Raw genomic sequence first — 22,572 nt, 5'->3', positions numbered from 1 at the left:
TCCCATACCGGGCCAGGCAGGGACCCGATCCCCGGCGGCGGCTTTCCAGGGGTTACCCCCCCGGCCCCCCCCCCCCCCCCCGCAAACTGGTGGTGATCCGATCCCGCAGGCCTCCGCTCACCGTAACAGGTGGACGGAGGCCTCAAATTTCGAGGCGGAAGTTTGTTCCCGCCGCTTCGTGCATTTTTTCGCAGCACTGATCCTGAAACGGCGCTGAAGGGTGTCGCCGGTCTGCATTCCGGCGCGTCCGTTTGTGGTCATCCGCCGGTGAGTTGCTTGCCTGGTGCGGCGGGTCGTTGCGGATGGCAGCTCTTTCCCGGGAACTTTCTGCAACTTGGCCGCGTTTTCACGGCACTGATCCCGAGTGGGGAACCGCTTTGCTCGGAGCGATGGGCCGGAACAGAGGAACGGCACATCACACCTGGGCAGCGGCAGCGCAAACAATCGCTGCGTGAACAGACATGGAGGGTAACCAGATGCCTGCAACCACCGAGACCGTCGCCGAAGCCAAGCCGGCTCAGGAGCCTGTCGCGCGGCTCGACGACCGCGACTTTAAGCGTGCGCTGGCCGAAGTGGCCCCGCACCTGCGCGCCTTTGCGCGCGGCCTGTGCGGCTGCCGCGACCGCGCCGACGATCTTGCTCAGGAGGCGATGCTGCGGGCATGGGCCGCGCGCGATCGTTACGCCGCGGGCACCAACTTCAAGGCGTGGACTTTCACGATCCTGCGCAACCATTTCTACAGCGAAGCGCGTCGCGCCCGATTCCATGGCGAGTACGACGAAGTTGCCGCCGAGCGTATTCTCTGCGCCGAGCCCGGCCAGGAAAGTGCAATCGAACTGGCCGACGTGCTGCGTGCGCTGACGACTATCCCCGAAACCTATCGCGAGGCGCTGATCCTGGTGGCGGCGGGCAACTTGTCCTACGAGGAGATCGCCCGGATCTGCGGCATCGCGCTGGGCACCGTGAAGAGCCGTATCTGCCGCGCTCGCGCGATGCTGGCGAAAGTTCTCGAATCCGGCCAGCTCCCGGATTTCCGCCATAATTTTGTCCTGACGGGAGAGGCGGTCGACGCCTTCTTCGAAGAGTTGCGCAGGATCGCCAATACGGACGCCGTTGCCGACGGTGCGGAGCAAATCGCCGCATGACAGGTCGGGTGACGCGCTGGATTGCAAGGACAACGTTCTCTTGGGCCAGACTGTAAAAGCCGGAGAGGCCTTGGTTCCCCTCGGGGAAAGAAGCGCCAAGGTCCTCATCGTCGAAGACGAATTTCTGCTTGCCCTCCAACTCGAGAACATCCTCGCGGATGGGGGGCATGCCGTCCTTGGCACTTATCCCGATGCGGCCTCGGTCGCCCTGCTGGGCGAGGCGCCGGACGTGGCGCTGGTCGATCTTAACTTGCGCGACGGTCTGACCGGCCCGGCGATCGCCCGCGAAATCGCGGTCAAGTTCGGTGCGCGCGTCATCTACGTCACCGCCAATCCCGGCCAGATCGACCAGCCCGCGCCGACGGCGGTAGGCATCGTCCAGAAGCCGTTCTCGCGCGAGGGCATTCTCTCGGCCGTGGCCTATGTTCTGGCGGGATGCCCGGAAAGTGCCCGCCCGCGGGAGCTGGAAGCGCTCCGGCGCGCCGAGTAGGCCGGGGGCGTCCCGCAACGACGGCATGGCTCTAGTGGAATGCCGCGAAAGCCGGGACGGTCCCGGCGCTTTCAGCTGTCAGACGACACCGGTCTCGTGTTCGCCGATGCGTGCAGGATCGATAGTGCCGCCCGTTGCGAGGCGGAACAGGCCCTTGATCCCGGCATCGAGTGTCCAGACTTCGGCGTCCTCGATCTCGAAACGCAGCATGGTGACGGCGGGATCGCCATGCCCGTGGGGGAACCAGTCTTCGGCGACCTGGCTCCAGTGACGGCTGCGTGCCGCAGGATCGGTTTCCTCGACCAGCGTGCCGGAGAGCGAGGCGAAGACTTCGTGCCCCAGGGTCATGACTTGCGCCGTGGCCCGTCCTCCCTTGCCGATGCGATTGTCGCGACGACAGACGAACCAGACGGCGTGATGGGCATCGCGGTCCAGCAGAGCGGTCATCGGTTCGCTGTGGGCTTCGCAATGGGGCTGGCCGTGGGAGGCGCCGCGGCCGGCGTCACCCTCCAGCCGGATCATGACGACGGGGTTGGCGGCGAAGGCTTTCCAGAACGTCTGGCGCACATTGGGGGCCATGGCGCGTCCTTTCCGGGCTTGTTCGAGATTGTGAATATTCCGCCAACGCCTTGGTCGTTCCGTCCGTTCCCGCATGCGCGGTGCGTTTCGTCGATTTGCGACCAGCCGAGCGGGAACCATGGCAAAGGGCTTCGGTTGTCGGGGGTGCGTCCCCGCATGCAGGTGTCGTTTCCCGCTCGTTCGCGTGGTCCGGCGCTGATCCATTCTTGGGCCGGGACGTTCAGGTCGTCGCAGAAAAATGGATCAGGGAAAATTGTTTATGGGTGCCATCGCCAGTCTTGAAGACAGCGATCTGCTGGGGGCCTTGCGGCCTGCCGACCGGGACTTGCTGGTGCCGTTTCTCGAAGACGTCGAATATGCGGCGGGCCAGGTGCTCTATTGTCCCGGCGACCTTGTGGAATTCTGCTATTTTCCGCGTGGCGGGGCGATCTGCTCCTTTTTTGTCGAAATGGATGGCAATGAACTGGTCGAGACCCTGCTGGTCGGCCGGGAAGGGGCGCTGGGCGGGGTGGTAAGCCAGGGTAGCCTGCCGTCCTTCGCGCGTGCCAGCGTGCTCCATCGCGGGCGCTTTTGGCGGATCGGCACCGAGCGGCTGGGCGAGGTGAAGCGCCTGTCGCCTGCGATTGCCCATCTTTTTGCCCGTTATGCCGACTGCGTGATGGCGCAGGTCTTCCAGTCTACCGCCTGCAATGCCGTCCATACTATCGAGCAGCGTGCCGCGCGCTGGCTGGGGACGGCGATCGACCGGATCGGGCGGAACGACGTGACGATGACGCAGGAGCAATTGGCCTCGATGATGGGGATCGGCCGCAGCTATGCCAGCCGCGTGCTCCAGCGTTTCAAGCGGGACGGCATCCTGCGCACCCGCCGAGGCGGCATCAGCGTGCTGGACCGCGCCGCGCTCGATGCCCGCGCCTGTCGCTGCAACGATGCCATCCGCGCGCATTTCGACGCGGTTCTGGCCGGGGTCTATCCGCCGGAAGGCTGAGAAAGGCGCAAATCCGTGGCGCCGCGCGCCGAACGGGTATAAGGGCGCGCGCATGTTACGTCTTTCCGATCTTGCCTTGCCGCTCGACCATGAACCGGCCGACCTGGAGGCCGCCGTCTGCGCGCGCCTCGGTATCGTGCCTGAGGATCTCGAGCGGCTCACCGTGGTGCGCCGGGGCAACGACGCGCGGCGCAAGTCCGCGATCAAGCTGGTCTACACGGTCGATCTGGCGGTGAAGGATGAGGCTGCCGTGCTCGCCGCTCATCCCGGCGACCAGCACGTGCGGCCCACGCCCGACACCAGCTACAAGTTCGTCACCCATGCGCCCGCGACTTACGAAGGGCCGCGTCCGGTGGTCATCGGCGCCGGTCCCTGCGGGCTGCTGGCAGCGTTGATCCTCGCGCAGATGGGCTTCCGCCCGATCATCATCGAGCGCGGCAAGGCCGTGCGCGAGCGCACCAAGGACACCTGGGGCCTGTGGCGCCGCTCGGTGCTCGATCCCGAAAGCAACGTGCAGTTCGGCGAGGGCGGTGCGGGCACGTTCTCGGACGGCAAGCTCTACAGCCGGATCAAGGACCCGCGCCATTTCGGCCGCAAGGTCCTGACCGAATTCGTGAAGGCCGGTGCGCCCGACGATATCCTCACCGAAGCGCACCCGCATATCGGCACGTTCCGCCTCGTCACCATGGTGATTTCGATGCGCGAGACGATCGAGCAGCTGGGCGGCGAGTATCGCTTCGGCACCCGCGTCGATGACTTCGCGGTGGAAGAGGATGCCGACGGCACCCGCCGCCTCAAGGGCCTTCACCTCTCGAACGGGGAGTTCCTGCCCGCCAGCCACGTCATCATGGCGGTCGGCCATTCGGCACGCGATACCTTCGAAGTGCTCCACAACCGCGGTGTCTATATCGAGGCCAAGCCCTTTGCCATCGGTGTGCGTATCGAGCACCCGCAAAGCTGGATCGACACCGCGCGCTACGGCCCCAATGCGGGCAACAAAATCCTTGGCGCGGCGGCCTATTCGATTGCCCACAAGGCTTCCAACGGGCGCACCGTCTACAGCTTCTGCATGTGTCCGGGCGGGCGCGTGGTGGCTGCTGCCAGTGAGGAAGGCCGCGTCGTCACCAACGGCATGAGCCAGTATTCGCGCGCCGAGTTCAATGCCAATTCCGGCCTCGTGGTCGATATCAACCCCGAGGAGGATTACCCCGGCGATCCGCTGGCGGGCATCGCGTTCCAGCGCAAGTTCGAGGAACTGGCCTTCAAGGCGGGCGGCTCCAACTACAAGGCGCCGGGCCAGAAGCTGGGCGACTTCCTGGCCGACCGGCCTTCGAGCGAATTCGGCGTCGTTACCCCGAGCTATCAGCCCGGCGTGCACCTGACCGACCTCAAGCAGTGCCTGCCCGACTTCGTGGTCGAGGCGATCCGCGAGGCGCTGCCGGTATTCGGCCGCCAGGTTCCCGGTTACGACCACCCTGACGTGGTGATGACCGGCGTGGAGACGCGCACCTCCTCGCCCGTGCGCATCACCCGCGGCAAGGATTGCCAGAGCCTCAACACCCGCGGGCTCTATCCGGCGGGCGAGGGTGCTGGTTATGCAGGCGGCATTCTCTCCGCCGCTGTCGACGGCATTCGCGTGGCCGAGGCACTGGCGCTGGAACTGGTTCCCGTCGCACAATGACGCCGCTTCACGGCCATGAGCCTTACGATGCCATCGTGCTGGGTGCTGGTGCGGCGGGTCTGTTCTGCGCGGCGACGGCGGGGCAGCGCGGCAAGCGCGTGCTGCTGCTCGACCATGCCGAGCAGCCGGGCAAGAAGATCCTGATTTCCGGTGGTGGGCGCTGCAACTTCACCAATGTCGATACCGCGCCCGACCGCTATCTTTCCAGTAACGCCCATTTCGCCAAGTCGGCGCTGAGCCGCTACCGGCCTGCCGATTTCATCGAGATGGTGGAAGCCTACGGCATCGCCTGGCACGAGAAGACGCTGGGCCAGCTGTTCTGCGACGGCTCGGCCCGCCAGATCGTTGCCATGCTGCTAGAGGAATGTGCCAAGGGCGATGTCGAACTGGTCTGCGGCGAGGCGCTGGGCGAGATCGGCCACGCGGATGGGCTCTACCGCGTCGATTTCGGCGAGCGGAGCGCGCGCGCAAAGGCGCTGGTGATCGCCACCGGCGGGCCGTCGATCCCGAAGATGGGGGCGACCGGGTTCGCCTACGATCTGGCGCGCAAGTTCGGCCTCAAGGTTGTCCAGCCGCGCCCGGCGCTGGTGCCGCTGACCCTGCCGGGCGAGGAGGCGCTGTTCCGCGATCTCTCGGGCGTTTCCACCGAAGTGATCGCACGCGCCGGCAGGGCGGCGTTCCGGGAGGCCGCGCTGTTCACCCACCGGGGGCTTTCGGGCCCCTCGATCCTCCAGATCTCGAGCTACTGGAAGCGCGGCGACACCGTGACCACGCAGTTCCTTCCAGATCGCGGCGAGGGCTGGTTGCGGGATCTCAAGCGCGAACGCCCGCGCACCACTTTGCGCAAGGTCTTGTCCGAAGGCCTGCCGGAGCGGCTGGCCGATGTGCTTTGCGAGAAACTTGGCCTGACCGGCGAACTGGGGGCGATGACCGACAAAGCCCTGGCCGCCGCCGAAGCCCGGCTGGCGCGCTGGCCGTTCCTGCCCGATGGCTCGGAAGGGTTTGCCAAGGCGGAAGTGACGGCGGGCGGCATCGACACCGCCGGACTGTCCTCGAAGACGATGGAGGCGGGCAAGGTGCCCGGTCTCTTTGCCATCGGCGAGGCGGTGGACGTCACCGGCTGGCTGGGTGGCTACAACTTCCAGTGGGCCTGGGCGAGCGCCCGTGCGGCAGGACTCGCGATTTAGAGCAGTTTCCGATCCGATTGCATTGGATCAACTGCTCCAAAATTTTGGTTTTACGCGTTTTCCGAGTCATCAGGCGATTCCACCTGATTAGAAAACGCTCTAACTCACGTAGAACTGAGGGAATTTCGCCTTTAGCTGCGCCACGCGCGGCTTGTCCCAGCGCTGGATATAGCTGTTGTCCGGGTTCCTGCGCATGAAATCCTGGTGCCAGCTTTCGGCGGGGTAGAAGGCGCCGTTCTCGATGCGGGTGGCGATCGGGCGGGCGAAGGCGCGGGCCTTGCCCAATTCGACGATATAGGCGGCGGCGAGCTGGCGCTGCGCCGGGCTTTGCGGGAAGATCGCCGAGCGGTAGCTGGGCCCCCGGTCCGGATACTGGCCGTTCACTTGCGTGGGGTCGTGCGCGGCGGCAAAGAAGATCTGCAGCAATTGGCCGTAGCTGATCCTTGCGGGATCGTAGACGATCCGCACCGCCTCGGCATGACCGGTCGTCTCGCTGGAGACAGCCGCGTAGTTCGCCTTGTCGCGCGGGCCTCCAGCATAACCCGAGGTTACCGAAATTACCCCGCGGACATGCTCGAACAGGCCTTCCATGCCCCAGAAGCAGCCGCCCGCCAGAACCGCGACCTGCCGGCCTGAGGGCCGCAGTGCCTCGGCAGGCGGCGCCGGTAGCGGGGCTGCGGCTGCAGGCTCGCCGTGCGGCGCTGCGAAACTCAGCGCAAGCGCGGCGAGCGGCAGGGCGATAACGGAAACGAATTGGGCAGGGCGAAACGGCATCGCAGCGACTCCCGGCTTCTGCGTCACCGGAATTCGCCTGGCTCGGCCATCCGGTTACAGATGGCCTAGAGCGTTTTTCGAACGGAGTGGAACACGCAGTGTCTCGGAAAAACGCTCTAAAGCGTCTGGAGGATCGCCCGGCGGTCGCCGCCTTTCTTGTTCATCTCCTTCCACTCCAGCGTCGCATCGAGCAGGGCGACGGCCACCGCGCAGCGATTGGCATTGGTGCCCCGGCCTTGCATGGCGGCGGCCACCTTGGTCTGGGTGAGGCCGGTTGCCTTGATGACCCTGCCGATGAGTTCACCCGGTACCATCGCGGTGCGCTGTCGGGACTTCGACGGCTGGATGAGCTTGTTTTCCTCGGCCATGCGCGCGGAAAAGACACGCTCGGCCTCGCGCTCGCTGGCGGAGAGCGGCAGGGCGCCATCGAACCAGCCGGAATCGCCGAGTTGCTGGCAGGTGCTCTCGCCATCCTTCTGGGCCGCACGCAACTGGGCCAGCCGCAAGTGCATGGTCTGTTCGAACAACGGCCCGTCCAGTTCGCGGCCGTTCAGGTAGCCGCGCAGGCGGACGATCGCGACGGTCTTGTCGACGATGGTCGCGGGATCCTCGTCGGCCCGCAGCCCGCTCATCACGTTGGCGGTGAAGGTCTGCGCCAGTTCGGGCTGGGTCTTCCACAGCCAGGCCGGGTCATGGCCCGGCCCGAAGGCTGCTTTGACCGAGGACTGCATCACGTCGCGGGCAGGCCCGTCCTGGGTCTCGTTTGCGGCCCCGAGCGGGGTGCTCTGCTGCGCGGGCGAGGCGGAAGGTGAGGGCGACTTGCTGTCGGCAATGGCGACGATGATGGCAAAGGCGATGATGCCCAGCAGCACCAGCAGGCCGGTGAGCATCGGATTCCCTCCTTCCCAGGAGGCCACGCGTTCCGGTGCGAAGTGCGATTCCAGTTCGGGGAAATGCTTGCGCACGCCGCGCAGCAGGGCGTCGACGTCGCCCTGCGCGGGGCCGCCCAGCATGCGCAGCGGGCCTGCCTTGCCGGGGCGGACCAGTTCGTTCCAGGCCTTGTGGAACTTGTGGCCGGGCTGGAGCACGTTCTGCTGGAAGCGGTAGCCGCGCAGCCGTGCGCCGAGGAACTGCACGGCGGGGCGGGCATCGTGGGCGCTCCATTCGCGTTCCCAACCGAAAGCCTGATTGGCATCCTCGAGCAGCGGCGCCGAACGCGGCCAGCCCCGGGCCAGGATCTCGGCCAGCCAGTCCTCGATCTGTTGCTGGCGGGTGATGTGCGCGTGGGTCGCTTCGTCGAGGATCGCACGCAAGGCGCGGGTGGCCTGGCGGGCCTCCGACTCGCTCAGCGGTTCGCCGGCATCCTCGCGCTCCGGATCGAGCAGGATGGAGAGGCGCTCGGCGGGCGTTTCGCCGGGGCGCAGGCCCAGTGCATCGTCGCCGACGAGGCTTCCCGACAGCAGCGGCGCGGTGAAGGGGTCGATGGTGGTGAGCGGGATGCCGGCGCCGCTGACGCCGCCGTGTCCTGCCTCGCGCGCGGCAGCAGCAGCCCAGGCCATGCGTTCGAGCATCGTCGAGGCATCGGGCTCGGCCGGGCGGGTGGCGAGCGATGAGGCGGGGAAGAACGGATCTTCCTGCCAGGCGCCGGGCAGCTCGGGCGCCGCAAACGTCCAGCGTGCCGGAGCGGCGGCGGCTTCGGGCGCATCGGTTGCGGCGTCCTCAATCCCGTCGCTGTCGTCGCCTCCGGCGGGTTGTGCGTCCCCGTCCGGTGCAATTTCCTCCAGCGAGCGCGCCAGCCGCAAGGCGAGGTCGCGGGCCTGGCGCAGCTGCGCGAAGCCGGAAACGTCGGCATCGACGTCCATTGCCTTCAGCTTCTCGGCATAGGCCTTGCGGATCGCGGAAGTATCGGCCGTCGGTCCGATGCCGAGCAGGGACCAGGGAGGGCGGCCGCTCATAACGGGGTGACGCTTTCGACTTCGTCGAGACGGCTGCCCAGCATCGCCCCGGCATCGGCGATGCGGCGCGGGTCCTGGCTGTCGAGTGCGCCGAGGAACTGGGTGATCCAGTGGCCGATTGCCTGCCGGACATCGCCGATGTGGTCCTCGTAGCAGCGTTCGGCGCGGGCGATCAGGGCGACGTTGGCGGCTTCTTCGCGTGGGTGGTGCTTGAGCGCGGCCAGCGCGGCGCGGCGTTTCTCGATGTCCTTGCGGTCGGGCCGGTCTTCCTCGTCAACGATCACGAGATTGCGCGATGCGCCGTTCTCGGGAACGTGGACGTCGATTTCCAGCAGGCCGGAACTGTCGTAGGAGAAGCGCACTTCCACCGAGATCGCGCCGGCCGGACGCGGCGGTACCGGGATGGTCATGTCACCCAGCTTGACGTTGTTGCGCACTTCGCGCGCCTCGCCCTGGTAGATGCCGAATTCCAGCTTCTTCTGGTTGTCCGCCAGCGTCGAATAAGTGTTCACGCGCGAGACCGGCACCGGTGTGTTGCGTTCGATGATCGGTGAGAACAGGCCGCGCTGGAGACCGCCGTGGCCGTCCTGTTCGGCCACTTCGATGCCCAGCGTGAAGGGACAGACGTCGGTGATGCGGATCTCGTCGAGCGCGGCATCGCGCGCGGCAAGTCCGGCCTGGATCGTCGCCCCGAGCGCCACGGCATGGTCGGGATGGACCGAGGAGTTGGGGAAGCGTCCGAAGAGGCGGGTGATCGCGCGGCGCACCACCGGCATGCGGGTGGCACCGCCGACCAGCACGATCTCGGACAGTTCGGCAGCGTCGATCGCGCAGTCGCGCAGGGCCCGCACCACCGGTTCGCGCAGCCGCCGCAGCAGCGGCTCGCAGGCCGTCTCGAACGCGGCTTCGGTTACGCTGGCGGTAAGCCGGCTGTCGCCAACTACCACCGTGAATTCCGCCTCGGCAGCCGTGGTGAGTGCGCGCCGGCAGATCTCGGCAGCGCGCTTGAGCAAGGTGTCACGATGGTCGGCGGGCAGGGCGGTGAGGCGTTCGTCGGGATCGAGGCGGGGCAGCACATGGGCGATCAGCGCTTCGTCGAAATCGTCGCCGCCGAGGCGATTGTCGCCTGCCGAGGCGCGCACTTCGATGATGCCGTCGAACATCTCGACCACCGAGACGTCGAACGTGCCGCCGCCCAGGTCGAACACCAGGAACGGTTCGCGGTCGCCCTTGTCCTGCAGGCCGAAGGCGAGTGCGGCGGCGGTCGGCTCGTTGATCAGGCGGCGCACGGTCAGCCCCGCCAGTTCGCCGGCGCGGCGGGTGGCCTTGCGCTGGCGGTCATTGAAATAGGCCGGGACGGTGATGACCGCCTCGGTCGGCTTCTCGCCGGTCAGCGCCTCGACATCCTTGACCAGCGCTTCGAGCACCAGCGCCGAAAGGTCCTCAGCGCCATAGTCCTTGCCGCCGAGGCGGGTGCTGGCGGCAGTGCCCATTCGTCGCTTGAAGCTCGTGGCGGTATCATCGGGCGAGGTCGCCAGCCGGTCGAGCGCGGCGCGGCCGATCCACACCTGGCCGTCCCGCGCGATGCTGACGGCGGAAGGGGTCAGGAGATCGCCCAGGGCATTGGGCACCAGCTGCGCTTCGCCGTCGCGCCAGATTGCCGCTGCACTGTTGGTCGTCCCGAGATCGATGCCGATCAGCATTGCGCCTCGCCGCCAAGGTCCCGAGTCACGCTCGTCCTTCCCTCTATGTCGTCATTTCCCGGTTGCCTTGCCCGGCACGGCCGCCAAGCCGCAGCGGGGGCGCCCGCCCTCATCCGAAATGCTTAGCGGCAAGGTTGGAGGTTCGAAAGGGGCAAGTGGCGAATTCCTGCAAGCACACTGAAAAGACGAACGAAAATGACGCATGCGGTGGGCATTGGAGTGGGAGTGGCTTCATTACCCGCGCGTGCTGGCCCTGCGCACCAGTCGGGGTTCCATGACGAGGCTGTGGGCGCCTTCGCCTTCGATCCGGGCCTTGAGCCGTTCGACCATGCGCCTGGCGCCAAGCGCGATTTCCTGCCGGATCGTGGTCAGCGGTGGCATCGTCTGCGCGGCGAGCGGGAGATCGTCGAAGCCGATGATCTGGACATCGTCCGGTACGCTGCGTCCGGTTTCATGCAGCGTGCGCAGCGCCGACATGGCGATAAGGTCGGTAGCGGCGACGATTCCGTCGATGCCAAGGTCCATTTCCGCAAGCGCGGCGCGGATCTGGGGGCCCATCTCCTCGCCCGCCAGCCCCGCCGAGACATGCGATAACGGCACGCCGGCCTGCTGGGCGGCGGCGGCGGCGCCGCGAAAGCGGGTGGCGATCTCGATCCCGGAGGTATCGCCCAGGAAGATCAATCGCCGTGCGCCGGCCTCGATCAGGTGCCTGGCGGCAAGGCGCCCGCCGGCCTCGTTGTCGGTGCCGACCACGCAGTGGGTCTGGCCCTTGCGGCAGTGACCCCAGACCACCAGCGGGCGATAGGTGGCGGCGACCAGTTCGATCACATCGAACTGGTTCGACTGGCCGATGATGATGACCCCGTCGACCATGCCGGAACCGGTCATGCGTTCCAGCCAGTCGCTTGTCCCGTCGGGGATCGCACGGCTCAGCATGAGGTCGTAGCCGCTTTCGGTCAGTTCGTCGGCCAGATGGCCGAGCAGGGTGAGGAAGAACGGATCGGAGATGTGCTGGCGCTTTTCATGGCCGAGCGGGATCACCACGCCGATCACACCGGTGCGGCGCGAGCGCAGCTTGCTGGCCATCTGATTGGGGCGGAAGCCGTGCTGACGTGCCAGCGCGCGAATTCGTTCGCGGGTTTCGACATTGACCAGCGACTTGCCGGCCAGCGCGCGCGATACCGTGCCCGCGGATACGCCAGCCAGCCGCGCGATGTCGGCCAGGGTGCGCACTTCGCCCCGGGCGCCGGTTTCCGCGCGAGGTGCGTCGCTGCGCCGGTCGCGATCGTTGTGTCCTGCCATATCCCCCAATTTTCCGTATAGTTCGATCTTAACAGCTTGAAACGCCGCCCGGAAGAACTTCCGGCGGTGGTTCAGGCCTGGTGTCGTTCGGCTGGATCCGGTTTCGTGCCCACGAAACGCATCGCCAGCGCCCCGGCAAGCAGGAGCAGCCCCGCCAGAACCAGCACCTTGCGAGGATCCCCGCGCAGGACCGGCTCGTAGAGCAGGGGCAGGGTCACTGTCTCCAACAGCATCGGGAGGACAATTAAAATATTGCAAAGACCCATGTAGACCCCGGTCCGGCGGGCGGGAATCGCGGCGGCCAGCAGGACGTAGTTGTTGCCCATCATGCCTGCCCACCCCAGGCCGATCCCCAGCATCGGGGCGATGAGCCATACCGGGGAGGTGATCGACGGCAGCGCCAGCATGGCCAGTCCCGCAGCGGCCAGGCAGATGGTCTGGACACCGCGCGCGCCGTAGCGGCCTACCGCGGGGGCCATGGCAAGCGCGGCGGCGAAGGCGACGAAGTTGTACAAGGCGCCGAGTTGCTGGGCAGTCATCACGGCAGCGCGGAAAGCCGGGGAATGCGCATCCGAAGTGCCATGGAGCGAGCGGGCCAGCGCAAAGGGCACATATTGCCAGTAGGCGAACATCGCATACCATTGAAACAGCATCGCAAGCGCCAGCTGCCGCAGTGCGGGCGGCATCTCGCGCAGGGCGTCGGTGATCTCGGCCAGCAGCGGGCGCCAGGTGGCTTTCATGTCGTCGGGCGGTGCCGGCACGGGCAATTCGGGTACGCGCCATATCGAATAGAGCACGCTCGTCAGCGAGATCAGCGCGCCGAGCGCGAAGGCCAGACGAACGGCGGTGGGAACGCCATTGGCATCCAGCAAGGCACGGTCGAGCATTGCGGAAAGCAGGGACGGGGTAAGATAGGCCAGCGTCTGGGCGAGGCCGGTGAAGGCGCTCTGGGTGAGAAAGCCGAGCGCCTGCTGTTCCGCGTCGAGCCGGTCGGCGACATAGGCGCGGTAGGGTTCCATGGTGATGTTGTTGCCGGCATCGAGCAGCCACAGCAGCCCCGCCGCCATCCATAACGCAGAACTGTAGGGCATCGCGAAAAGGCAGGCCGAACAGATCGCCGCGCCGAGCAGGAACCAGGGTGCCCGCTTGCCGAGCGGCGAGACCGTACGGTCGCTGAGCGCTCCGACGAGTGGCTGGACAAGCAGGCCGGTCATCGGGCCTGCCAGCCATAACAGTGGCATCGCCGCCTCGCTGGCGCCGAGATAGGCGTAGATCGGCCCCATGTTGGCCTGTTGCAGTCCGAAGCTGAACTGCACGCCGAAAAAGCCCAGGTTCATTTCGAGAATGCGAACAAGGGGAAGTCGGGGCTTCATCGCGCTTCCCTGCCAGAAAACCGTCAGCAGCGCGCTCCTTGCATGCTAGGTGGAGATGCGGAAAGGGCGCGGTTTCACGCGCCTGCTCGTAGGGCGGCTTGTGAGTGGACGTGGACGCTGGCAGGAGCGCGGGCATGACAGGTATCAATGGAGAGCCGGGCCGCGTGGATACGGTCGCCGGGATCGAACTGGGGGGCACCAAGACGGTCGTCGTGCTTGGCTGTCCCGGGGCGATCGAACGGCGGATCGAATATCCGACCACTACGCCGGATGAGACGCTGGGCCGTGCGATCGAGACGATCCGGCCATGGCGCCAGGCGGGTCAGGTTTCTGCCTTGGGCATCGCCAGTTTCGGGCCGATTCGCGTTGCCCGCGAGGCGCGCGACTTTGGTTTCATGCTGGACACCCCGAAGCCCGGCTGGGCGGGGGCGGATGTTGCTGGCGTGCTGCAGCGTGCGCTCGGATGTCCGGTCGGTCTCGATACCGACGTCAATGCCGCAGCGCTGGCGGAGTATCGCTTCGGCGCGGCGCTTGACTGTCCGACGGCAGTCTACATCACCGTGGGCACCGGCGTCGGCGTCGGGGTGCTGGTCAATGGCTCGCCGGTCCACGGACTGCTTCATCCCGAAGTCGGCCATGTGCGCCTGCGCCGTGCGGCGGGCGACGGGTTCGCCGGGGCCTGCCCGTTCCATGGCGACTGCATCGAAGGGCTGCTGAGCGGTCCGGCGCTGTCGGCACGGTTCGGCCGCCATCCCGGCGCGGTTCGGCCTGACGATCCGGCATGGGGGGCAGCGGCCAGTGACCTGGCGGAGCTTCTGGCCATGCTGGTGCTGACGCTTTCCGCGCAGCGCATCGTTGTCGGCGGCGGCGTGGCCAATCGCCAGCCGCATCTCCTGCCTGCGGCCCGGGCGCTGATGCCGGCGCTGCTGGGCGGTTATCTGCGCGATTGCACGGCCGAGGCGCTGGAACGGATCTGCGTGCCGCCGGCACTGGGCGACGATGCCGGGCCGATGGGCGCGCTCATCGTGGGGGCGGCAGCCTGATTCGCCTCGGGGAAGGGGCGAATGGTGTCCAGCGGTGCCAAATATATCCGTAACGGAGGTTGCCTGGACTTCCGCGCTGGCGGCAGCGCCATGCTGCCGTGCAGCAATCAATGCGGCGGGGCTTGGTTGGAAAGGTGGCTGTTAGCCTCAATTCGGATGAACTGTCGATTGAGTCGTTTCCACGCTTGCCGATAGCTTTTGTGCCTGAGGGCTGAAAAAGCGGAATTCCATTCAGGGATTTACTTGGCGTGTTCAGCCCGTCTTCGGCGGGGGCGGTTCGTTGAAAGCTGTCATTCTTGCAGGCGGACTGGGCACACGACTGGGGGAGGAAACCGTCGTCAGGCCCAAGCCGATGGTCGAAATCGGCGGGATGCCGATCATCTGGCACATCATGAAAATATATTCGAGCTTCGGTGTCGATGATTTCATAATCTGCCTTGGCTACAAGGGATACGTAATCAAGGAATTTTTCGCGAATTACTTTCTTCACGCCTCGGATGTGACGATAAATCTCGCGAACAACCATGTGGCTGTTCATCGAAACTGGTGTGAGCCCTGGCGGATTACCTTGGTCGATACCGGCGCCCATACCCAGACCGGCGGCAGGCTGCGTGCCGTGCGCCACTACCTCGAGGATGAGGAACCGTTCTGCTTCACGTATGGTGATGGTGTCTCCGATGTCGATATCGGTGCGCTGATCGATTTTCACCGGACTCATGGACGCCGGGCCACGATCACCGCCGTGGCGCCGCCAGGACGCTTCGGTGCGCTGGAATTCGATGCTGCGCTGGGCAGCGCGCGCGTCACCGGCTTTCGCGAAAAGCCTGAAGGGGACGGCGGGCTGATCAATGGCGGCTTTTTCGTGTTGCAGCCCGAAGTGATCGACCTGATCGATGGCGAGGATACCTTGTGGGAGCGGGAGCCGCTGGAAACGCTCGCCCAGGATGGTGATCTTGCCGCCTATGTCCACCGCGGCTTCTGGCAACCGATGGATACGCTGCGCGATCGTCAGACGCTGGAGGATCACTGGCAGAAAGGTGCCCCATGGAAGCGCTGGTGATGCCGTCGGCGTGGCACGGCCGCCGGGTTTTGGTGACCGGGCATACGGGCTTCAAGGGCGCCTGGCTGGCGCTCTGGCTCCATGCGATGGGAGCGAAGGTTTCCGGCTTTGCGCTGCCGGCGCAAGGGGACGCGCTGTTCCGGCAGGCGGGGCTGGAAAGCCGGATCGATCATGTCGAGGGTGACCTGCGCGACCGCGAGGGGCTTGGCATGGCCTTGCGCACGGCAGATCCGGAACTGGTATTCCATCTCGCCGCGCAGCCCTTGGTGCGCGAAAGCTATCGCACGCCCGTGGAGACATGGGCCACCAATGTGCAGGGCACCGTTCATCTGCTCGACGCATGCCGTGATCTTCCTTCGCTGCGCGCGGTACTTTGCGTGACGAGCGACAAATGCTACGAGAACAACGAGTGGCCTTGGCCCTATCGTGAAAACGACGCGATGGGCGGACACGATCCCTATTCCAGCAGCAAGGGCGCCGCCGAACTGGCGATCTCGGCGTGGCGGCGCAGCTTCTTTGGCAGAGACAGTGCGTCAGGCCTTCAGGTGCTGGTCGCCTCAGCGCGGGCCGGCAACGTGATCGGCGGCGGCGACTGGGCGCAGGACCGGCTGGTGCCGGACATCTTGCGTGCTCTGGCGGCGGGACGGCGACCGATGATCCGCAACCCGGCGGCGATCCGGCCCTGGCAGCACGTACTCGATGCGCTTCACGGGTACCTGATCCTTGCCGAAAGGATGCTGGCAGGGGACGCGCAGGTGGCGACGGGATGGAATTTCGGCCCGGCAGAGACCGACGTTCGCCCGGTTGCCTGGGTGGCGGATCGCCTGACCGAGCGTTGGGGTGCGCCTGGCTGGGACACGCCCATAGTAGCGGCGGGCACCACGCCGCACGAGGCGGGAGTGCTCAAGCTCGACTGTGCGCGGGCCCGCAGCGAACTAGGCTGGCATCCCCGGCTCGATCTCGCTGCGGCACTGGATTTCGTGGTGGACTGGCATCGTTTGGTGTGGGGCGGCGGTGATGCCTGCGAGATCATGCTGGGGCAGATCGAGAGCTTTTGCCGCCATTCCGGATTGCCCGAGGGGAAGATCGCCCCGGTGCCCTGCGCCGAGGTCGGCCACGGAACCGGCAGCGTGCCCGAGGGCGCGCACGGCGGGGGCGAAGCGATCGTGGAAGGATACCTGTCATGACCAATCCGCTGACGGAGCCCGTGAACGACCTGGCGCGCAGCGATGGCACAGCTGTATCCGGGATGTTTTTTGCCCAAGAAGGTGCGCCTTGCGAAGTGACCTCGCGGGAAGCGGAGCGTGTCGAGGGTCGGTGCAATGAGGGCAACGACGACGGCGGTGATGGCGGCGGTGATGGCGGCGGCAATGAAGCGGAACTGCGCGCGCGCATTCTTGCCCTCACTGGCGACTATGCCCGCCGCTTCCACGCGCCGCGTCCGTTCGTTCCCGGACAGAGCCCGGTTCCCGTTTCGGGCAAGGTCTACGGAGCGCAGGAGATGCAGTTCCTTGTCGAATCCGCGCTCGACTTCTGGTTGACGACCGGACGGTTCAACAGCGCCTTCGAGGAACGTCTGGCCAGGCAACTGGGGGTGGCTCATGTGCTCACGACCAATTCGGGCTCCTCGGCCAACCTTCTGGCACTGTCCAGCCTGACCTCGCACTATCTGAGGGACGAGGCACTGAAGCCCGGTGACGAAGTCATCACCGTTGCCACCGGGTTTCCGACCACGGTGAACCCCGCGTTGCAATATGGGCTGGTGCCGGTCTTCGTGGACCTCGACGTGCCTACCTACAACGTCCTGTCGGAACGCATCGAGGCGGCGGTCAGCGACCGCACCCGCGCCATCATGCTGGCGCATACGCTGGGCAACCCGTTCGACCTCGATGAAGTTATGCGGGTGGCGCGCAAGTACGGGCTCTTTGTAGTGGAGGACTGCTGCGATGCCCTCGGCGCGACATGGCATGGAGACGGCTTGAAGGAGCAGGGGCGCGGGGTCGGTACCTTCGGCGATATCGGCACACTCAGCTTCTATCCCGCGCACCATATCACCATGGGCGAGGGCGGCGCGGTGTTCACGCAGAAGCCCCGGTTGAAGCGGGTGATCGAATCCATGCGCGACTGGGGACGTGATTGCTGGTGCGCGCCGGGCATGGACAATACCTGCGGCAAGCGCTTCGCGCGCCGGCTTGGCAGCCTGCCGGCGGGTTACGACCACAAGTATACCTACAGCCATGCGGGCTACAATCTGAAGATCACCGACATGCAGGCGGCCGTCGGGCTGGCACAACTGGATCGGCTTGAGGATTTCATCGCCGCGCGGCGCGCCAATTTCGCGCTGCTGACCGAAATGCTCACGCCCTTCGAGGATGTCTTCATCCTCCCCCGCGCAACGCCGGGCAGCGACCCTTCGTGGTTCGGCTATCCGATTACCATTCGTCCGGAAAGCGGCGTGGCACGCGATGACCTGGTCAAGCATCTCGACGCGCACCGGATCGGTACGCGGCTGCTGTTCGGCGGTAACCTGCTGCGGCAGCCTTACATGAAGGGCCGAAATTACCGGGTCTCGGGCAGCCTGGCGAATGCCGATCTCGTCACCACCAACTGCTTCTGGATCGGCCTCTATCCCGGGCTTGAACCGGCGCACCTCCATTACACCGTCGAGACCATGGCGGCTTTCCTGCGCGGCTGCGGGAAGGTTGCCGGCTCATCGCAACGGGGCCGCCAAGCCCATGACGAGAGGAGAGCACAGTGAACCAGACCGAAAGAGCGATGTTCGAAACCCTCAAGGCTGCGCGCGACCATGGCGTCATTGCGGTCAAGGCGGAGTTTGAGGCCGAAGGCACCCGCAGCGATGAATTGCTGCGGCTGCTGGAGATCGCACGGCGGGCGGACCTGGGTGTCGGCCTCAAGATCGGCGGCTGCGAAGCGGTGCGCGACCTGATCGAGGCGCGGCAGTTCGGCGTCGACTACGTTATCGCCCCCATGGTCGAGACGCCTTATGCGCTGTCGAAGTACGTCGCTGCCAAGGACAAGGTCTTCGCGCGCGATGAACAGGCCGACACCCGCTTCCTGTTCAATGTTGAGACCCGCTACGCCTTCGGCCATCTCGACGAGATCGGCGCCAAGGCGGAAGTCGGCCGGGTCGGCATGGTGTTCGGACGGGTCGATTTTGCCGGGTCGATGGGTTTCAAGCGGGACTTCGTGAACAGCGACGAGATGACCCGCTATGTCGTGGAGGTCGCCGAGGAGGCACGGCGGCGCGGGGTGGAACTGGTGGTCGGGGGCGGGGTCAACCCAGAGGCGATCGAGCCGCTGCGCCGGGTCCGCGAGGTTCGGCTGGACCGTTTCGAGACACGAAAGGTCATCTTCGATGCGGCCGTTCTCGACGGACGCGATGCGGCGCGCGGAATGGAGCTGGCGATCGCGTTCGAACTCGATTGGCTTCGCAACAAGCGGGACTTCTACGGCATGATCGCCGGCGAAGACCTCTCGCGCATCGCTATGATGGAAGCGCGCCAGGCGGCCATCCCGGACGAAGCCCAAGCCGTGCACGTGGCTGGTACGCACACCGGACCGCTGGTTGCTCCGCGTTCCGCGGTGGCCTGAACCATGGGGCAGGTCCGCGTTGCCGATCTGATCGCCCGCCTGCTGGTCGAGCATGGTATCGCCGACATGTTCATGCTCACCGGCGGGGGGGCGATGCACCTCAACGATGCTTTCGGGCGGGCGCCGGGGCTGGCCTTGCATTTCTGCCATCACGAGCAGGCTGCGGCGATCGCGGCAGAAAGCTATTGCCGGCTTTCGGGACGTCCGGCTGCGCTGAATGTCACGACCGGCCCGGGCGGGGTTAACGCGCTTAACGGGGTTTATGGCGCTTATGTCGATTCCATCGCGATGGTGGTCGTCTCGGGGCAGGTGAAGCGCGAGACATGTGCGAATCGCTATCCGATCGCTCTGCGGCAACTGGGCGATCAGGAAGTCGACATCGTTTCGATGGTGCGGCCGATCACCAAGTTTGCGGTGCGGCTCGACGATCCTCTGCAGACCCGCAAGGTGGTGGAAAAGGCGCTGTATCTGGCTCGGCGGGGCCGACCGGGGCCGGTCTGGATCGATGTGCCGATCGACGTGCAGGCCGCTCCCGTCGATCCCGATGCGTTGGTCGGATACGATCCGGCTGAGCAGGAAGACTGGGGAGAGGCGGCCAATACCACCGCCGAATGCGGTGCCTTGCGCGGGGAGCCGCTGGAGCGCGAGGTGGAGGTGTTGCTGGAGGAACTGCACGGGGCCGAGCGGCCGGTCGTGCTGGTCGGAAGCGGCGTGCGCATCGCCGGTGTGCACCAGGAATTCCTCGAGTTCCTAGAGCAACGCGGGGTGCCGGTGGTGACCGGCTGGAACGCGCATGATGCGGTGCCCGACGACCATCCGCTCTATGTCGGACGGCCGGGCACGGTGGGAGACCGGGGCGGCAACTTTGCGGTGCAGACGGCAGACTATGTTCTGGTGCTTGGCTGCCGTCTCAACATTCGCCAGATCAGCTACAACTGGAAGGCCTGGGCGCGCCACGCGCGCGTGGCCATGGTCGAGATCGACCGCGCCGAACTGGCCAAGCCCACGCTTTCCCTGCACCGCCCGGTCCACGCCGATCTGCGCGACTTTTTTGCGGCGGCAGCGCGCATCGGCCTGCCGGAGCCGGGGCATCAAATGGACCGCAGTGCCGAGCGGGCGCGGTTCCTGAGGTGGAGCCGTGAACGGGCCGCGCGCTACCCGGTGGTCTTGCCCGAGTATCGGGACTGGCAAAGCCCGATCAATCCTTACGTCTTCACGCAAATTCTGTTCGAGGAACTGGCCGGGGACGAGATTGTCGTGACTGCCGACGGCACGGCCTGCGTCACCGTGTTCCAGGCCGCGCGGTTGCAGGCGGGTCAGCGGCTTTATACCAATTCGGGCTGCGCCTCGATGGGTTACGATTTGCCGGCGGCGATCGGCGCCTGCGTTGCCTCCGGTGCGCGGCGGGTGGTCTGTCTGGCCGGAGACGGGTCGATCATGATGAACCTGCAGGAATTGCAGACGATCGGCGGGCTGCGCCTGCCGATCAAGCTCTTCGTGCTTAACAACGAAGGGTATCATTCGATCCGCCAGTCGCAGCAGAACCACTTCCCGGACCGGGTGGTGGGCTGCGGGCCCGACAGCGGCCTGACTTTCCCCGACTTCCCCCGCGTGGCAGAGGCGTTCGGCATCCCGGCGCGGCGAGTGGACACGCATGGCGAGCTTGCCGGAGCGATCCGTGCGGTGCTGGAGGGGGATGGGCCGCGATTGTGCGAGGTCATGCTCGACAAGCGACAGGACTTCGCGCCGAAATTGTCGTCGCGCCGTCTCGCCGACGGGACGATGGAATCGCCTGCGCTCGAAGACCTCTCGCCGTTCCTCCCGCGTGAGGAACTGGCTCGTGCCATGGGCCTGCATGCGCCGCTGGCGGAGGGTGCGGCATGATCCGCCATGTGATCTTCGATCTGGATGGAACGCTTGTCGATTCCTGCCGCGCCTGCATGACCATCGTCGAGCAGATGCTGGCCGACCGCGGCGTGCCGCGCCGCCTTGATGAGCGCCGCGCCCGCACCCTGATCAGTCGTGGCGGCAAACCGCTGGTGCGGGGGCTGATGGGGGATGCCTGCCTCGACGCCGATGCCGATCTCGCCGAATTCCGCCGCCGTTATGCCCACTCCCGGACGCCGGAAACGGATCTCTATCCGCAGGTGCGGCAAGGGCTGGAGCAACTGGTCCAGGCCGGGCTGTCTTTGGCGATCTGCACCAACAAGCCGCAGAACCTGTGCGATGCGGTCCTGCGCGATACCGGGATAGCGCCGCTGTTCGATTGCGTGGTGGGCGGGCGTGAGGGGCTGCGTGCCAAGCCCGAGCCCGACCTGCTGGGGTTGGCGCTCGACCGGCTGGGGGCAAGTGCCTCGCAGTGCCTGTTCGTGGGCGACAGCGAGGTCGATCACGAAGTGGCCCATGCGCTGGCGATGCCGTTCCTGTTTGCCGCCTGGGGGTATGCGCAGGAGGGGTGGGATCCCCATCCGAGCCCGCGTTTTGCGACCTTTGGCGATGTGACGCGGGCCATCATCGCGCTGCTCGAGCCGGAGGAGGCACGGCGCTATGGCTGATTTCGTGCCGGCTCCCCGCGTGTTCCCGGGGCTCGACATGGCTGCGGCCGAAACGCTGCTGGCGAGCGGGCGGCGGATCGTTGTGACAGGGGCGGGCGGATGGCTGGGACTGGCTACGCTGGAACTGCTGGAAGCGGTGCTGGGCGGGGCCTTTGCGGGGCGCGTACTGGCCTTCGGCTCGGGCAGGCGCACGTTGACATTGCGCAGCGGGCGCAAGGTGACGCAGCTGCCCTTGCGCGCTCTCACCACGATTGCATCGCAGCCCACCTGGTTGCTACACTATGCCTTCCTCACGCGCGAGCGGGCCGAGGCGATGTCGGCGCAGGATTACCGCGCGGCCTGCCGCAAGATCACCGGGATGGTGCTGGGAAGCCTGGATGCGATCGGCTGCGAAGCGGTGTTCGTGGCAAGTTCCGGCGCGGCGGGTCTGGCTGCTGCCGACGCGGAAGGGGAAAGTCCGCTCGGTCTCTACGGGGCGATGAAGCGCGAGGAGGAGGAGCGCTTCGTAGACTGGGTCTATGGCCGCGGACCGCAATCGGAGCAGGATGCGCACCAGCGTCGCCGAGCGGCGATCGCGCGGATCTTCAGTCTTTCCGGGCCTTACATCAACAAGCACGATCGATACGCGCTTGCGGGGCTGATCGGTGATGCCTTGGCCGGGCGGCCGGTGGTGGTGCGCAGCCCGCGCCTGGTGGTCCGTTCTTATGTCGCCATTCGCGAACTGCTGTCGCTGGCCATCGCCTTGCTTGGCGACACGCGGGGGGCAGCGGTGACGGTGTTCGAAAGCGGGGGCGAGCCGTGCGAACTGGAAACGGTGGCGCGTACGGTGGCCTCCGGCTGGCCAGGGGTGACGTACCTGCGCGCGCCGGTCACCGATCCGGCGGTGGATCGCTATCACGGGGATGGCGCCGCCTACGCGTATCTTCTGGAGCACTACGGCGTGGCGGCCGTGCCGCTCGCGGAACAGGTGGCCGAAACGGCGGATTGGCTGGCGCGCCATGGCAGCGCGGCGACGCCCGGGGGGAACGTGGCGTTCTCCGGGCACGGACGGTAGCGCGCAACGGAGGGGAATGGGTCGATGAGCGAGGGTGGCTGGCGAGGGGGCGGCTTGGCCGCAAGCGGCTC

19 protein-coding genes are annotated in these 22,572 nt (G+C 66.3%); 13 read left to right on the top strand and 6 right to left on the bottom strand.

Going from position 1 to position 22,572, the window contains the following annotated elements:
• The first annotated feature begins 476 nt into the window (after positions 1-476).
• Positions 477-1,145: a sigma-70 family RNA polymerase sigma factor gene (locus OKA11_RS19240; protein ID WP_267223318.1), complete on the top strand. Its 669-nt coding sequence runs from the start codon at positions 477-479 to the stop codon at positions 1,143-1,145.
• Between the two features lie 70 nt (positions 1,146-1,215).
• Complete coding sequence (locus OKA11_RS19235; RefSeq protein WP_267223316.1) at positions 1,216-1,635, top strand: response regulator; 420 nt, start codon at positions 1,216-1,218, stop codon at positions 1,633-1,635.
• Between the two features lie 78 nt (positions 1,636-1,713).
• Here OKA11_RS19235 and OKA11_RS19230 read toward each other — a convergent pair whose 3' ends face one another.
• Positions 1,714-2,214, bottom strand: coding sequence for a pyridoxamine 5'-phosphate oxidase family protein (locus OKA11_RS19230; RefSeq protein ID WP_267223314.1), 501 nt, complete (start codon positions 2,212-2,214; stop codon positions 1,714-1,716).
• Positions 2,215-2,473: 259 nt separating this feature from the next.
• Here OKA11_RS19230 and OKA11_RS19225 point away from each other — a divergent pair, with 259 nt between their 5' ends.
• Genes OKA11_RS19225 through OKA11_RS19215 form a run of 3 tightly spaced genes read left to right on the top strand, consistent with a single transcriptional unit; the run spans position 2,474 to position 6,070 of the window.
• Positions 2,474-3,202, top strand: coding sequence for a Crp/Fnr family transcriptional regulator (locus OKA11_RS19225; RefSeq protein ID WP_267223312.1), 729 nt, complete (start codon positions 2,474-2,476; stop codon positions 3,200-3,202).
• A 52-nt stretch (positions 3,203-3,254) separates the two neighbouring features.
• A complete protein-coding gene (locus OKA11_RS19220) occupies positions 3,255-4,883 on the top strand; it encodes an NAD(P)/FAD-dependent oxidoreductase (RefSeq protein ID WP_267223309.1) in 1,629 nt (542 codons plus the stop codon).
• Positions 4,880-6,070: a BaiN/RdsA family NAD(P)/FAD-dependent oxidoreductase gene (locus tag OKA11_RS19215; RefSeq protein ID WP_267223307.1), complete on the top strand. Its 1,191-nt coding sequence runs from the start codon at positions 4,880-4,882 to the stop codon at positions 6,068-6,070. The genes OKA11_RS19220 and OKA11_RS19215 overlap by 4 nt, the downstream gene beginning before the upstream one ends.
• A gap of 99 nt (positions 6,071-6,169) precedes the next feature.
• Here OKA11_RS19215 and msrA read toward each other — a convergent pair whose 3' ends face one another.
• The 5 genes from msrA to OKA11_RS19190 form a co-directional block, all read right to left on the bottom strand.
• Positions 6,170-6,844, bottom strand: coding sequence for a peptide-methionine (S)-S-oxide reductase MsrA (gene msrA, locus OKA11_RS19210; protein WP_267223305.1), 675 nt, complete (start codon positions 6,842-6,844; stop codon positions 6,170-6,172).
• Positions 6,845-6,960: 116 nt separating this feature from the next.
• Complete coding sequence (locus OKA11_RS19205) at positions 6,961-8,799, bottom strand: hypothetical protein (RefSeq protein ID WP_267223303.1); 1,839 nt, start codon at positions 8,797-8,799, stop codon at positions 6,961-6,963.
• Positions 8,796-10,502 (bottom strand): Hsp70 family protein, encoded by a 1,707-nt coding sequence (locus tag OKA11_RS19200; protein ID WP_267223301.1) that lies wholly within the window; start codon positions 10,500-10,502, stop codon positions 8,796-8,798. The genes OKA11_RS19205 and OKA11_RS19200 overlap by 4 nt, the downstream gene beginning before the upstream one ends.
• Positions 10,503-10,736: 234 nt before the next feature.
• The gene (locus OKA11_RS19195; RefSeq protein WP_267223300.1) at positions 10,737-11,804 is read right to left on the bottom strand and encodes a LacI family DNA-binding transcriptional regulator; all 1,068 of its coding nucleotides are present in this window, start codon (positions 11,802-11,804) and stop codon (positions 10,737-10,739) included.
• A 71-nt stretch (positions 11,805-11,875) separates the two neighbouring features.
• Positions 11,876-13,177, bottom strand: coding sequence for an MFS transporter (locus OKA11_RS19190; protein WP_267223299.1), 1,302 nt, complete (start codon positions 13,175-13,177; stop codon positions 11,876-11,878).
• 134 nt (positions 13,178-13,311) lie between these two features.
• Between OKA11_RS19190 and OKA11_RS19185 the strand changes: the two genes are divergently transcribed.
• From OKA11_RS19185 to OKA11_RS19150, 8 genes are all read left to right on the top strand, one after another.
• Positions 13,312-14,220 (top strand): ROK family protein, encoded by a 909-nt coding sequence (locus OKA11_RS19185; protein ID WP_267223297.1) that lies wholly within the window; start codon positions 13,312-13,314, stop codon positions 14,218-14,220.
• A gap of 280 nt (positions 14,221-14,500) precedes the next feature.
• Complete coding sequence (rfbF, locus tag OKA11_RS19180; protein WP_142632621.1) at positions 14,501-15,280, top strand: glucose-1-phosphate cytidylyltransferase; 780 nt, start codon at positions 14,501-14,503, stop codon at positions 15,278-15,280.
• A complete protein-coding gene (gene rfbG, locus OKA11_RS19175; RefSeq protein ID WP_267223324.1) occupies positions 15,280-16,467 on the top strand; it encodes a CDP-glucose 4,6-dehydratase in 1,188 nt (395 codons plus the stop codon). Before rfbF ends, rfbG begins: the two co-directional genes overlap by 1 nt.
• Positions 16,464-18,038, top strand: a complete 1,575-nt coding sequence (gene rfbH, locus OKA11_RS19170; RefSeq protein ID WP_267223294.1) for a lipopolysaccharide biosynthesis protein RfbH — start codon at positions 16,464-16,466, stop codon at positions 18,036-18,038. The genes rfbG and rfbH overlap by 4 nt, the downstream gene beginning before the upstream one ends.
• Positions 18,035-18,892, top strand: coding sequence for an aldolase/citrate lyase family protein (locus tag OKA11_RS19165; protein ID WP_267223292.1), 858 nt, complete (start codon positions 18,035-18,037; stop codon positions 18,890-18,892). The genes rfbH and OKA11_RS19165 overlap by 4 nt, the downstream gene beginning before the upstream one ends.
• Before the next feature lie 3 nt (positions 18,893-18,895).
• On the top strand, positions 18,896-20,776 hold the full coding sequence (locus OKA11_RS19160) for a thiamine pyrophosphate-binding protein (RefSeq protein ID WP_267223290.1): 1,881 nt from the start codon (positions 18,896-18,898) through the stop codon (positions 20,774-20,776).
• Positions 20,773-21,447, top strand: coding sequence for an HAD family hydrolase (locus OKA11_RS19155; RefSeq protein WP_267223288.1), 675 nt, complete (start codon positions 20,773-20,775; stop codon positions 21,445-21,447). Before OKA11_RS19160 ends, OKA11_RS19155 begins: the two co-directional genes overlap by 4 nt.
• Positions 21,440-22,501 carry an NAD-dependent epimerase/dehydratase family protein gene (locus OKA11_RS19150; RefSeq protein ID WP_267223286.1) on the top strand — a complete coding sequence of 354 codons (1,062 nt, stop codon included), beginning with the start codon at positions 21,440-21,442 and terminating at the stop codon, positions 22,499-22,501. Before OKA11_RS19155 ends, OKA11_RS19150 begins: the two co-directional genes overlap by 8 nt.
• Positions 22,502-22,572 lie beyond the last annotated feature (71 nt).

It is taken from the genome of Novosphingobium clariflavum (assembly GCF_026420865.1).
Taxonomy (GTDB): Bacteria; Pseudomonadota; Alphaproteobacteria; order Sphingomonadales; family Sphingomonadaceae; genus Novosphingobium; species Novosphingobium clariflavum.
The sequence above is the reverse complement of the archived record's forward strand: the minus strand, read 5'-3'. Positions and strand labels throughout refer to the sequence as shown.

What these genes read in the sequence shown, in the direction of transcription:
- OKA11_RS19205 (WP_267223303.1), bottom strand. Translation starts at nt 8,799, where the DNA reads ATGAGCGGCCGCCCTCCCTGGTCCCTGCTCGGCATCGGACCGACGGCC.
- OKA11_RS19230 (WP_267223314.1), bottom strand. Translation starts at nt 2,214, where the DNA reads ATGGCCCCCAATGTGCGCCAGACGTTCTGGAAAGCCTTCGCCGCCAAC.
- OKA11_RS19195 (WP_267223300.1), bottom strand. Translation starts at nt 11,804, where the DNA reads ATGGCAGGACACAACGATCGCGACCGGCGCAGCGACGCACCTCGCGCG.
- OKA11_RS19150 (WP_267223286.1), top strand. Translation starts at nt 21,440, where the DNA reads ATGGCTGATTTCGTGCCGGCTCCCCGCGTGTTCCCGGGGCTCGACATG.
- OKA11_RS19200 (WP_267223301.1), bottom strand. Translation starts at nt 10,502, where the DNA reads ATGCTGATCGGCATCGATCTCGGGACGACCAACAGTGCAGCGGCAATC.
- OKA11_RS19240 (WP_267223318.1), top strand. Translation starts at nt 477, where the DNA reads ATGCCTGCAACCACCGAGACCGTCGCCGAAGCCAAGCCGGCTCAGGAG.
- OKA11_RS19225 (WP_267223312.1), top strand. Translation starts at nt 2,474, where the DNA reads ATGGGTGCCATCGCCAGTCTTGAAGACAGCGATCTGCTGGGGGCCTTG.
- rfbH (WP_267223294.1), top strand. Translation starts at nt 16,464, where the DNA reads ATGACCAATCCGCTGACGGAGCCCGTGAACGACCTGGCGCGCAGCGAT.
- rfbG (WP_267223324.1), top strand. Translation starts at nt 15,280, where the DNA reads ATGCCGTCGGCGTGGCACGGCCGCCGGGTTTTGGTGACCGGGCATACG.
- OKA11_RS19220 (WP_267223309.1), top strand. Translation starts at nt 3,255, where the DNA reads ATGTTACGTCTTTCCGATCTTGCCTTGCCGCTCGACCATGAACCGGCC.
- OKA11_RS19160 (WP_267223290.1), top strand. Translation starts at nt 18,896, where the DNA reads ATGGGGCAGGTCCGCGTTGCCGATCTGATCGCCCGCCTGCTGGTCGAG.
- OKA11_RS19185 (WP_267223297.1), top strand. Translation starts at nt 13,312, where the DNA reads ATGACAGGTATCAATGGAGAGCCGGGCCGCGTGGATACGGTCGCCGGG.
- OKA11_RS19215 (WP_267223307.1), top strand. Translation starts at nt 4,880, where the DNA reads ATGACGCCGCTTCACGGCCATGAGCCTTACGATGCCATCGTGCTGGGT.
- msrA (WP_267223305.1), bottom strand. Translation starts at nt 6,844, where the DNA reads ATGCCGTTTCGCCCTGCCCAATTCGTTTCCGTTATCGCCCTGCCGCTC.
- OKA11_RS19155 (WP_267223288.1), top strand. Translation starts at nt 20,773, where the DNA reads ATGATCCGCCATGTGATCTTCGATCTGGATGGAACGCTTGTCGATTCC.
- OKA11_RS19190 (WP_267223299.1), bottom strand. Translation starts at nt 13,177, where the DNA reads ATGAAGCCCCGACTTCCCCTTGTTCGCATTCTCGAAATGAACCTGGGC.